Source organism: Saccharicrinis fermentans DSM 9555 = JCM 21142 (genome assembly GCF_000517085.1).
In the GTDB taxonomy this organism is placed as follows: Bacteria; Bacteroidota; Bacteroidia; order Bacteroidales; family Marinilabiliaceae; genus Saccharicrinis; species Saccharicrinis fermentans.
Genome location: NZ_KI912107.1, coordinates 2,934,643 through 2,946,419, shown reverse-complemented (window position 1 = coordinate 2,946,419; position 11,777 = coordinate 2,934,643). Strand labels below are relative to the sequence as shown.

Below are 11,777 nucleotides of genomic sequence, written 5' to 3'. Positions count from 1 at the left end.
TGAAAAAATACCAATACTATTTTTTGATGTTGAGAATAATCTAATAGATTTGTCGGCGAAAAGATGAAAAGTAGTATTTGAAAATACCTGAATGATGATTCGATTTAGTAAACATAAAAGCTTCTTGTCCATGATTTCATGGCTGCTGTGTGTTATGTTTATTGTTCAAATTGTTAACAAAGCTGTTTATTCTCACACGCATTTACTGGATAACGGTACTATTATTTCACATGCACGCCCTTTTCATAAAGGTTCTGATACGGAACCTATAAAAAAACACCAGCACTCGAATTCAGAGTATGTTTTTTTTAATCAACTAAATATTCTGTTTGTTATAGCCTTTGTAGTTGCTGTTTTAGCTTTAGTAGCAAAGGTTTATGTTAAAACCGAAGATCATATCCAAAAATACTTCTCTGGATATGTTTCCCACAAATTAGGAAGAGCACCTCCTTGTGTTTAGTGGCTGCAAGAAAACGACTGTTTTTTCTGTATTTAATATGAAAGCTTCAAAGATAAGGCTTTCGATGTTTTTGAAATAAAGGAGTTTACTGATTTAAATGATTGTTTCAAAAATGAGAATAAGGCAGTGTTAGGCGTTTTCTTGTAAAGACTATTTAATTCTTATAAGCTCAAATTTATTACGAATTAAATCTGCTGCTCATCAGCTTGTTAGTTAACTTGTTGCTGTAATTTAGCATAGGATTGTTATGTCTCATTTCAACAACTTTTGCTTGATAGCATCTTTAATTCTAATAATGGAGTTCTAATGTGTTATCCTCACTAAATGGATGTGCTTAATTGTGTTATGTATTAAAAACAAATTGTTTATATATATTATTTTATGATGTATATAAAGCGTTTATAGAGGTTCCTTATGTCTTAATTTTTGTTCAGATTGTTATATCAACCTGCACGATATCTTAGTGAATAACAGAAATATGGGCACGTGGGAATCGTATTTGTTTTTGGCATATATCGAGTTATTTCCCAAATAAAATAATCATTTATTATGAAACTAAACAATTCATTACTAGTAATCTTATGTTTGCTGATTACGCAATTGACGTTTGCGCAAAAATCGAAAACCGATGCCAATATTGTAGGGCATGTTGTATGCGAAGGGAAGCATCTTGCTTTTGCAGCTGTTGGAATAAAAGGTACTACTATTGGTACTATGACTGATGAAACAGGTCATTTTCAGTTAATTAATATGCCTGTAGGAGAACAAACCATCGTTGTGAGTATTGTTGGATACAAATCTGAAGAACGAACAGTTATATTGCAAAGTGGCAAGACAATAGAGGAGAAATTTGATCTGATAAAAGATGTGATGAACTTGGAAGAGGTTGTTGTTTCTGCCGATAGGGCTGAGCAAAAGAGAACAGAGGCTGCTGTGATTGTTAACACGATTTCTCCAAAACTTTTTGGAACTACCCAGTCGGTTACATTGGGAGAAGGTCTTTGTTTTTCGCCGGGTTTACGTCTGGAGAATAACTGTCAAAATTGCGGTTTTTCGCAAGTGCGTATGAACGGGATGGAAGGACCTTATTCTCAAATTCTGATTAATAGCCGTCCTATTTTTAGTGGATTAGCCGGGGTTTATGGCTTAGAATTGATTCCTTCAAACATGATAGAAAAAGTAGAAGTTGTGCGTGGGGGTGGTTCTGCTCTTTTTGGTAGTAATGCCATTGCAGGTACTATTAACGTTATTATGAAAGAGCCTACTCGTAATTCCTACGAGGCGGGGGCTAATTACAATAGTATTGGTGTTGGAGTTGATGGAGCAGGAGATATCGCTTCTGATTATTCTGTTAATTTTAATGCATCGATAGTTTCTGATGATCATAAATCAGGAGTTTCGGTTTATGGTTTGAAACGTAAAAGAGAGATGTTTGATGCCAACGGTGACAGTTTTTCGGAACTCGCTCCGTTAGAAAACCTGACCTTGGGAGCAAGGGTTTTTCATAGGTTTGGATATCGGGATAAGTTATCTGTTGATTTTTTTGCCATTAACGAACAGCGTGACGGGGGTAATATGCAAGATTATCCTTTGCACGAAAGAGATATCGCAGAGGCTTTAACACATCACTTAACAGTTGCAGGTGTAACTTATGAGAAGTTTTTTCGGGAAGCTGATTTGTTATCCATTTATGCTTCTGGTCAGTTCTTGAATCGTGACTCTTACTATGGCGCAGAGCAATCATTACAGGATTATGGTAACTCAAAAGATGATTCGTATAATATGGGCGTTCAATACAAAGCTTTACTGGGTAGTAGTTCTACTTTAGTGGCGGGTATTGAAAATACAAGCGGCTTTTTGACTGATAAAAAATTAGGTTATCCAGAGTATGCAGTGGTGAATGGTGAGATTGAAACAACTCATACAGAAAATACCATTGTGGCTGATCAATCTTCAATTACTACGGGTGTCTTTGCTCAATATGATGTAAAAATAAATAGACTGAAGATGTCGGTTGGTGCTCGTTATGACCATTATTATATTGAAGATAAAGAGAATGAAGGAGAAGATAAATCGGGAAATGTTTTTAGTCCGCGTTTAAGTTTTATGTATAATGTAACAAAGGCTCTACAGGCAAGGGTTAGCTACTCGCAAGGATATCGTGCGCCTCAAATATTTGATGAGGATTTACATATCGAAACTTCAGGTCTTCATAAGGTGATTCATAAAAATGATCCGGATTTAAAACAGGAAACAAGTAACAGTTATATGGCTTCATTGGATTTTAATAAACAATTGGGGAACACTTATTTTGGCTTATTGGTTGAAGGGTTTTATACAAAACTGGAAGATGCTTTTGCTAATGAATTGGGAGATCCCAACGAAGCAGGAGAGATTACTTATACTCGTATAAACTCGTCGGGAGCAAAAGTGCAAGGGGTAAATATGGAATTTAAATTGATCCCGCATGAAAAAGTAAACTTATCTTCAGGATTTACTATCCAAACCAGTAAGTATGAGGAAGAACAGGATTGGGGGAGCAAAAACATCCTGAGAACTCCAAATAACTATGGTTTCTTTACTATTGACTGGGATTTTGCGAAAGGTTTCTGCTGGTCTAATACCGGAAACTATACCGGGGAGATGGATGTGCTTTATGAAGGAGAAGAGACTAAAGCTGGTCTGGATGCTAATGGTATTGTTGTGTCAGACAGTTTTTTTGATTTTGGTACTAAGCTTAGTTATAAATATAAGCTGAATGGTGCTTCTATAGAATTCTCTGCGGGTGTTAAGAATTTATTCAACTCATATCAGGATGACTTTGACCATGGTGTGAATCGTGATCCGGCATATATTTACGGTCCGGTTAATCCGCGTACTATTTACTTTGGGGTTAAGTTTGGTAATTTATTATAGAATAAATAACGAAATAGAAAGCAGTCACTTAATTTGGGGCTGCTTTTTTTTATTTGTGATATATAATAATTCGTCGTTCTTAATAAGGAGGGACGAATACCTGTTCATATTATTCGATCTGTATTATTTCGAGAAGTTTCAAAAAATAGTTTCCTAAAATTATTCCTGTAAATGTCAATTGCTTTCTAGGCTTGAGTTGGGCATTCTTTCCATTTTTGTGACTTCGATGCTCCAAAAACCATATTCTTCGGCTACTATGCCTTCAATCACATAGCATCCTGGTCCTCTAAATGGATACATCTGTGCAGCTGGAGGGAAGTGGACGGTATCCAGCCAATGTCCGTCAATGTCAATCCAGGTGCCAAAAAACATGGTTTTTCCATTGGATGTACGGGTTGGTTTTCTATGTATAAGATATCCGACAATACGAATAAGTTTTCCCATAAGCTGTGGTAGATGGCAGGCTTTTAAAGAGGAGGGTAGTTCGTCTCGCACCAGCTCAAAGGGTGAACGGATAGATAAGCCTAGTAGCTCCATTTCGTCAAAGGCATCTTCTAATCGATGTTGCCAGAGCGCAGGGAGTTGAAACTCTTTAACTTCAGCCTGAAAAAGGGTTCGTTGGGGTTTGGTTTTTTTATTGTGCCCCAGTAAAAAGTGTGCATCCCAGAGTAGTTCTTTTTTGCCAATACCTGTAAAACGAAAGGCTCCAATGCGGATGAGTATGGAGAGTTGTTCCAGACTGATGGGCACACGTTTTACGAAGTCGCGCAGGTGAAGATAAGAGCCATTTAACCCTCGTTCATTTAAAAGTGTGCGAACCATCTCCTTTTCAAGATCTCGTAGTAAATAAAATCCCAAAAAAATAGTGTTGCCTTTAATTGTGTTTTCCCAAAAACTTTGGTTTATGCAGGGTACTTCAATGGTAGCTCCATGCATCACGGCGTCGTGGAGGTATAGTTGAGGGGAATAAAAACCACCTCCATTATTCAGTGTGGCCACCATATATTCCAAGGGGTAATACGCTTTGAGGTAAAGTGCCTGAAAGCTTTCTACGGCATAGCTGGCCGAGTGACCTTTGGCAAAGGCATAATTGGCAAAGCTTTCTATTTGTCGCCAGATGTCCTGAACCACCTCGTCGGGATAACCTTTGTTTTTACAGTTGGTGAAAAATTTGTTTCGTACTTTTCCAAATTCGTTGCGTTGTTTGAATTTCCATGACATGCCGCGGCGTAGAATATCTGCCTCGTCGAGTGTCAGACCTGCAAAGTAGTGAGCCACCTTAATTACATCTTCCTGGTATACCATAACACCATAGGTTTCTTCCAGTATTTCGTACAAGGCTGGCAAGGCATTTTGGGCTTCTGTGCGTTTGTTTGGGTTTTGAAAGCGGATGATATATTCACGCATCATTCCGCTTTGTGCTACTCCCGGTCTGATGATGGAACTGGCGGCTACCAGACGTTTGTAATCTTCGGCCTTGAGCTTGGTCAGGAGCATGCGCATGGCGGGTGATTCGATATAAAAACAACCGATGGCTTGTCCTTTTTTTAGCAGAGATTTTACCTTGGGGTCTTCCATAAATACTTTGGTGTTGTTGATGTCAATGTCTATCCCATGATTCTCTTTGATGATGTTGAGGGTGTCTTTTATTTTTCCCAGACCTCTTTGACTTAAGATGTCAAATTTATGTAAACCAATATCTTCGGCTATATACATGTCGAACTGAGTGGATGGGAATCCCTTGGGTAGTAGTTCTGTGGCCGAATAATTACTGATGGGTTCTTCTGAGATGAGGATGCCACTGGAATGGATGCTGGGGTGACTGGGGAAATTGCTAATGTATGCACTGTAGCGAATCACCCATTTGCCGTATTCGTCAGCCAGGTCGGGATTGGGATTCTTTTGTAGACGGGTGATCTCTTCTTCTGGTAAACCGAATACCTTGCCTATCTCTCTAAATGCTGATTTGTGGTTGAAGGTGATGAAAGAACCCAGTAATGCGGTGTGATCCCATCCGTATTTATCAAATAGATAGCGTGTTACATCGTCTCGGTCGGTCCAGGAAAAGTCGATGTCAAAGTCGGGAGGCGAGCTCCGATGGGTGTTGATAAAACGTTCGAAATATAAGTCAAGCTCTACGGGATCAACGTTGGTGATGCGTAATAGATAGGCGGTCAGGCTGTTGGCTCCACTTCCTCGCCCTACGTGATAATATCCTTTACTGAGGGCATATTGAACCAAGTCCCAGTTAATAAGAAAATAAGCACAAAAATCCAGTTCCTTGATGACACTTAGTTCTTTTTCTAAACGGACTAATACCTTATCACTGACTTTATCGTATCTATATTTTAGTCCTTTGTAAGCTTGGGCTTTGAGGTACTGAAAGTCTTCTTCTTTGGAGTTGGTGAATACTTTTTTGTTTTTATTCGTTTTAAAAGTAAACTCCATGTTACATGTATCCAACAGTTTTTGGGTGTTGGCGATGATGGGTGGATAATTCTCGTAGATGGAAAGCAATTTGTCATGGCTTTTATATTGGTCGTTGAAGCTGGCTTGTTCTTCTTTGCTGAGCTTGCTTAATAGCGTGTTTTTATCGATGGCTCTAAGTAAACGGTGAATATTGTAATCACGTTTGTTACGAAAGGTAGCTGTTTGTTGTATCACCAATTTGTCCAGATGCTTTTTCCATGGGGTGAAGGGTAGATTTCTTAAGTCTTGTGGTGTAATACCGATGTATTCGTAGTCTTCTAGTTCTCTGAGTTGTGATTGGAAAGGATATATTATAAATGTGTTTTGGAAATAATCGGGTGCTTGGGGTTTGAATTGTAAGTTGTTATGTTTGTGGAGGTTTAGAAACTCATTTATTTCACTGAAACCATGGGTGTTTTTAGCGATGGCTACAAACTGCTGTTGAACACCATTGCGAATGTCTGCACCAACAATAGGTCGTATATTGTGTTCTTTCGCCTGTCGTACAAAATCAAGACTAACGGCGGTGTTGTTGATGTCGGTTAATGCGATGGAGTTATGTCCTCCCGAAGAAGCTTCTGTTAAAAGTTCCTCCACAGAGAGGGTTCCATATTTAAAGCTATAATATGAATGACAGTTTAATAGCATCTTTTATTTTAATGTTTGTTTCCTATGGTAATGGGTAGTATTGGTTTTTGACCGTTAAATGGATTGGTTTCATTGCCTATGCTTTTTACCTCCATGCCTATGGCTCGTTGTAAGGCATTTTTACCATACTTATTGCGTACGCTGTCCATTGCTTGATATAGTTTGATGATTTTTTCAGAATCCTCAAATAGTCTGATCTGGTAACTGCCTCCAATTAGATGGCTTAGTTTTATGCCTATTAGGCGAATCAATATGCGGCGGTTGTATGTTTTTTCAAATAAATCAAGTACTGTATTAATGATGGTGTGGTCGAGCGAGGTGTATGAAACCCGTCGTTGTTTGGTATAGGTCTGAAAATCAGAATATCTTATCTTAAGTGTGATGCATGCAGTCAGTTTGTTTCCATTGCGTAGTTGATAGGCCAGGTTTTCGGCCATGGCCACCAAGATACTGCGTAGCTTGACCACATCGGTGGTGTCTTTTTCAAAAGTACGCTCGGAAGAGATGGATTTTCGTTCGTGCCAGGCAATAACGGGTGTGTTATCGATGCCTTGTGATTTTTTCCAGATAATGATTCCGTTTTTTCCAAGTACACGCTCCATTAATTCTATGGGCATATCTTGTACTGTTTTAACTTTTTCAATTCCCAGACTGCGTAACTTATGGTAAGTTTTATCGCCCACCATTGGTATTTTTTTGATAGATAGGGGAGCTAGAAAAGATTTTTCGTTTCCCTCCAAAATTTGTATGTGGTTGTTGGGTTTGGCCTCTCCTGTTCCAACCTTAGAAACGGTTTTACTGGTAGATAATCCAAATGAAATGGGCAGATGTGTTTCTTTCAAAATCTTTTTGCGGAGTTCCTGCGACCAGAGATAACTGGTTTGTATAAACCGGTCCATACCAGTGATGTCCACATAAAACTCATCAATAGATGATTTCTCAAAAAGAGGTGATTCTTCACGAATGATGTCCGTTACCATATCCGAGAATTTACTGTATATGCCGCTGTTTCCTCTGATGACTACTGCATCAGGGCATAGCATACGAGCCATCTTCATGGGCATGGCCGAATGAATGCCATAACTGCGCGCTTCGTAACTACAGGCAGCAACCACACCCCTGTCTGAAGTTCCCCCAATGAGTACCGGCCGATTGTTTAATCTGCTGTCCAACAATCTTTCGCACGACACAAAGAATGTGTCCAAATCCAAATGTAAAATAGTTTTTCTCACGATTGTCGATTATTTCGTCATTATTGCGATGATAAATTAGTCAAAACTTATTACATTTGAAAGAAGAAAGTGGATTGCTTATTGTGTCTCGGCTTAGAATCCGGGTTTAACTTTGTACTTAGTTTTATGTATTTTCCTGAGAATATAAAATTTTTACGCAAGCGACGAAGATTGTCGCAAGCCGATTTAGCTGCTCAATTGGGGCTTACCCGAACTACCCTGGCAGGGTATGAAAAAAATATTCAACCACCATTTAGGGTGTTGATTAAGTTTGCTGAATTTTTTAATCTGTCGATAGATGCTTTGGTAAGGTATGATATACAGGCTTTGTCTGAGTTTCAGCTTTCGCAGATAGAAGATGGCTTTGACATTGATGTAACGGGAAAGAAACTGCGTTTGCTCACCATCTCGGTCAATAGCGAAGGTAAAGAAAATATTGAGATGGTTCCAGTGAAAGCACAGGCCGGTTACACGAGTAGCTATGGTGATCTGGATTTTATTGGTTCGTTGGATAAGTTTTCATTGCCCTTCCTGCCTAAGGATAAAACCTACCGGACCTTCCAAATTCAAGGAGATTCCATGTTGCCGGTGCCGGAAGGTTCATGGGTGACTTGTTCGTATGTTCAGGACTGGACTAATATTAGGGAAGGTACACCTTGTATTATTGTGACACAAGATGAGGGGGTTGTATTTAAGTTGGTATATAAACAATTGGATCAAAATAGAACTTTCTTGTTAGTGTCTACCAATCGTGATTATAAACCTTATGAGTTTCCTGTGAAAAAGGTAGTAGAGGTGTGGAAATTTGAGACCTATAACAGGTTTGAAATAGGAGGAGAGTAATAGATTCTGTTTTATAACTTTAGTTTAAGTATATTTGGCATTTTATAAAATACACAAGTTTTGAATCCTGTATATTTATTAAGCCTGCTATTGTTTTTTTGCTGTTGGAGTAAAATGGATGGTCAAGAGGTTGTGCTGATACGACATGCCAAAGTAAATATGGATGCCAAGGGTTGGATCCGAGCTCGAAAGGCTGCGGAATATCGTGAAAAATATGATGTTTCTCCCATCCATAGTTTTAGTGCCACAGCGGTAAAAAAACAATTGCCAGTTATCATTTCAGATACCGTCTACACCAGTGCCCTTGCGCGCACCCAAGAAACAGCTTATCTCCTGTGGGGTGATTCTGTTATATATGTCGCCTTGCCTTTGTTAAACGAATATCAGTTGCATGTGATTCGCTGGCCTTTATGGCTCCCGTATAAAGGGTGGACCAGCATTTCGAGGGCCTTATGGCTGATGGGCTTAAAAAAAGAGGGGGTGGAATCGTACTCCGAAGCCAAAGAAAGAACTTTGAAAGTGGTGGATTTCATCGAACATAAGAGTGAAGGTAATCCGCAGGTGGTCTTAGTGACGCATGGGTTTTTGAATCGTAATATAGCCAAAGAATTGGAAAAAAGAGGCTGGCTTAGAACCCTCAATAAGGGGAAAGTTAACTTGGGAGCTACAGTCTTTAAAAAGTAAGTATTAATATTCTAATTCGCCTTTTCCTTCCCTGATAATGTCAAAGCCGCCTTGGGTACAGTCTACCACCGTAGAGGGGGAGTTGTCTCCATAGCCGCCATCTATGACAATGTCTACCTGATTATGGTATTTTTCATGTATCAATTCAGGATCGGTGGTGTATTCTATTATCTCGTCTTCATCGAGTACTGAAGTGCTCAATATGGGATGTCCTAGTTCTTTGACCAAATCACGAATGATATTGTTGTCGGGAATTCGTATACCTACTGTCTTTTTGTTGTTTTTAAAGAGTTTGGGTACATTGGAATTGGCATTTACGATAAAGGTGAATGGGCCGGGTAAATTTCTTTTCATCATTTTAAAGGTGGCATTATCCAGACTTTTGGTATATTCAGATATCTGGCTTAGGTCATGACAGATAAACGAAAGGTGTTCTTTTTTGAGGTTCATGTTTTTGATGCGTGCAACCCGTTCTACTGCTTTGGCATTGTTGATATCGCAGCCAATACCATATATGGTGTCGGTAGGGTAAATAACCACCGCACCTTTGCGTAGCTCAACCACCACTTCCCTAATGTCTTTAGGGTTGGGGTTTTCTTCATAAATTTTTAAGAACATATCTTTTTTTACATCAAAAGTAAATTTTTTTGTTAAAAAAACAGTGATAAAGTAGGAGAATGTGCAGGGATGCGAACGGGAATGGAATAAAATAAAATCTTCATGGATGCTCCTAATCGTTTCGCTATCTTTCAATACCAAAATATGTTTGCCATCCTTTTTTCATTTACCTCTTTAAATAACTTTCTTTTTAAAACAGGATTGTAATTATTTTCTTCTGTTAGATCCGGAGTTCGAATACATGTTTCTTTGGGCATTTGCACAATAACCCTTTCTAAATCTGCTAAATCATAGGGTATTTTGGTATATCTACTGGGATGATGTATTTTACCTTGGTGTGATTTGTATTTCATATTTCTCATTATTAAACACTAGCTATTTGAAGAAGTTGCATTTTCAGGGAGAACAATGGTATAAGCATCCTTCCAAAAATTCATAGACTTTATTTCACGAAGCATACCAATTTTCTTTTTCACTAGAAATCGGTTTGCTTCATCCATTCCTGTTTGTGATGTTGTATGTAAGCAAAGAGGAATAAGTGTTGCAACATAACGTTCTTCATTACTTGATAATTGAGAAGGTGGAACTATATGTTTTGCATTTCCATAGGTATCAATGTTATAATAGAATAAAATAAATGCTTTACTATATTTATAATCTTTATAACTCAGTGGTATAAACTTATTTGGAGGATTTATTTTTAGCACGTAGCTAAAAGGACATTGACTGTATATTGTGGGTGGAATGCCAACAATAGTTATCGGATCGTTGGTCTCCTGTGTAAAATTACCATAGGGGTACAATTCGGCATGGAAGTTTATTTTTGTAACATCTACATAATATTGACCGATGATAATTTCTAAATCAATTTGTTGGTAAAAACTATAAGCAGGTACAATAAAGTTTTTATTTTGTTCTATAAAAACTTGTTGTTTTCGGGTTGCTTTCGCATAAGTGCAATTTAATAAATCAACAGTATCTATGTAAAACTTAGTATAGTCAGCCCATTGTTCAAATCCTTCGGCAGCTAAAATTGCCCGGTTTTGGTAATAAAGATTGGTACGTATGTTTGAACTTGTTGATGCATTTATTTCATTTATTGCTTTGCTGACTTTTACACCCCATAATTTTTCCCACCCATTTACCATATTTGCATCAAAAAGGCAGTTTACGAGGTGTCTTTTTAAAGGATCATCCTGAGTAAATAGGGTTCAAATTGTAAATGCAATAACTACAACAAATGAAATGGTTCCTGTGATTGGGTTAGCAATCAAAGGGATGGCAACGATAATTTCGGCAGACATTAAAGCCGATAAACCCGAAACAATTCCAGCCATCCCGGCTCCCAACATCAATAAGTCGGTATCGGTGTCTTTTTCGTCAAACTCGGTAAACGAATTTGTAATGTCAGCGATTCCGCCTAAAATAGCCCCAATTCCACCGAATAACTTTGCTCTTTTTAATACCCTTTCTCCTATTTGACCTGCTATTTCTGGGCTTGCTGCATTCAACATTGCTTTTGCTCCTCGTTTTTTTACAACTTGTTCTAAAAACACCTGACGTGGCAGACTTTATTAATCCTTCGATTTGCAAAGCCTTATTTTTATCTTCAATTAAATCATGAATGTTTTTGCCACCTTTGATTACCTTATTTTTAACATCTTTTGCGTCAATTCCGGAGTGCAATGCCAATATTATGGCGTTCATTTCGTCCCAATAGTTTTTTAAATCTTTATCAAGTTCATCTGCACATCCCAGTGGATCATGTAAACAACAAAAAACTTCCAGTTTTTTTTCTTCACTTTTGTCTAGTTGTAAGGCATTTTCATGTTTAGTCTTCCACCAATTTATATAACCGTAATTATTAGAGTCTTGAAAACAGCCTGGTGTCCATCTGCCATCTTGCA

10 protein-coding genes are annotated in these 11,777 nt (G+C 38.2%); 4 read left to right on the top strand and 6 right to left on the bottom strand.

What is annotated here, in order from left to right; all coding sequences use genetic code 11:
* Positions 1-91: 91 nt before the first annotated feature.
* The gene (locus CYTFE_RS0111840; protein WP_044212624.1) at positions 92-460 is read left to right on the top strand and encodes a hypothetical protein; all 369 of its coding nucleotides are present in this window, start codon (positions 92-94) and stop codon (positions 458-460) included.
* Between the two features lie 549 nt (positions 461-1,009).
* Positions 1,010-3,376: a TonB-dependent receptor gene (locus CYTFE_RS0111835; protein WP_027471959.1), complete on the top strand. Its 2,367-nt coding sequence runs from the start codon at positions 1,010-1,012 to the stop codon at positions 3,374-3,376.
* A gap of 174 nt (positions 3,377-3,550) precedes the next feature.
* On the opposite strand, the gene CYTFE_RS0111830 is transcribed toward CYTFE_RS0111835, so the two are convergent.
* The gene (locus CYTFE_RS0111830; protein ID WP_027471958.1) at positions 3,551-6,493 is read right to left on the bottom strand and encodes a DNA polymerase III subunit alpha; all 2,943 of its coding nucleotides are present in this window, start codon (positions 6,491-6,493) and stop codon (positions 3,551-3,553) included.
* Between the two features lie 8 nt (positions 6,494-6,501).
* On the bottom strand, positions 6,502-7,725 hold the full coding sequence (gene dinB, locus CYTFE_RS0111825) for a DNA polymerase IV (RefSeq protein ID WP_027471957.1): 1,224 nt from the start codon (positions 7,723-7,725) through the stop codon (positions 6,502-6,504).
* 126 nt (positions 7,726-7,851) lie between these two features.
* Between dinB and CYTFE_RS26265 the strand changes: the two genes are divergently transcribed.
* Positions 7,852-8,568: an XRE family transcriptional regulator gene (locus CYTFE_RS26265; protein ID WP_044212626.1), complete on the top strand. Its 717-nt coding sequence runs from the start codon at positions 7,852-7,854 to the stop codon at positions 8,566-8,568.
* 60 nt (positions 8,569-8,628) lie between these two features.
* Positions 8,629-9,252, top strand: a complete 624-nt coding sequence (locus CYTFE_RS28730; protein WP_161636246.1) for a phosphoglycerate mutase family protein — start codon at positions 8,629-8,631, stop codon at positions 9,250-9,252.
* Positions 9,253-9,255: 3 nt separating this feature from the next.
* Here CYTFE_RS28730 and CYTFE_RS0111810 read toward each other — a convergent pair whose 3' ends face one another.
* The 4 genes from CYTFE_RS0111810 to CYTFE_RS29990 all read right to left on the bottom strand — a co-directional run bounded on the left by CYTFE_RS0111810 (position 9,256) and on the right by CYTFE_RS29990 (position 11,426).
* Positions 9,256-10,005, bottom strand: a complete 750-nt coding sequence (locus CYTFE_RS0111810) for an L-threonylcarbamoyladenylate synthase (RefSeq protein WP_244880322.1) — start codon at positions 10,003-10,005, stop codon at positions 9,256-9,258.
* Positions 10,002-10,223: a hypothetical protein gene (locus tag CYTFE_RS0111805; protein ID WP_152541727.1), complete on the bottom strand. Its 222-nt coding sequence runs from the start codon at positions 10,221-10,223 to the stop codon at positions 10,002-10,004. Before CYTFE_RS0111805 ends, CYTFE_RS0111810 begins: the two co-directional genes overlap by 4 nt.
* An 18-nt stretch (positions 10,224-10,241) precedes the next feature.
* The gene (locus CYTFE_RS0111800) at positions 10,242-11,018 is read right to left on the bottom strand and encodes a hypothetical protein (protein WP_027471954.1); all 777 of its coding nucleotides are present in this window, start codon (positions 11,016-11,018) and stop codon (positions 10,242-10,244) included.
* A gap of 63 nt (positions 11,019-11,081) precedes the next feature.
* Positions 11,082-11,426: a hypothetical protein gene (locus CYTFE_RS29990; RefSeq protein ID WP_027471953.1), complete on the bottom strand. Its 345-nt coding sequence runs from the start codon at positions 11,424-11,426 to the stop codon at positions 11,082-11,084.
* Between the last annotated feature and the right edge of the window lie 351 nt (positions 11,427-11,777).

Coding starts and splice junctions, on each gene's coding strand:
- CYTFE_RS0111800 (WP_027471954.1), bottom strand. CDS start 11,018: ATGGTAAATGGGTGGGAAAAATTATGGGGTGTAAAAGTCAGCAAAGCA.
- CYTFE_RS0111840 (WP_044212624.1), top strand. CDS start 92: ATGATGATTCGATTTAGTAAACATAAAAGCTTCTTGTCCATGATTTCA.
- CYTFE_RS0111805 (WP_152541727.1), bottom strand. CDS start 10,223: ATGAAATACAAATCACACCAAGGTAAAATACATCATCCCAGTAGATAT.
- CYTFE_RS0111830 (WP_027471958.1), bottom strand. CDS start 6,493: ATGCTATTAAACTGTCATTCATATTATAGCTTTAAATATGGAACCCTC.
- CYTFE_RS0111835 (WP_027471959.1), top strand. CDS start 1,010: ATGAAACTAAACAATTCATTACTAGTAATCTTATGTTTGCTGATTACG.
- CYTFE_RS26265 (WP_044212626.1), top strand. CDS start 7,852: ATGTATTTTCCTGAGAATATAAAATTTTTACGCAAGCGACGAAGATTG.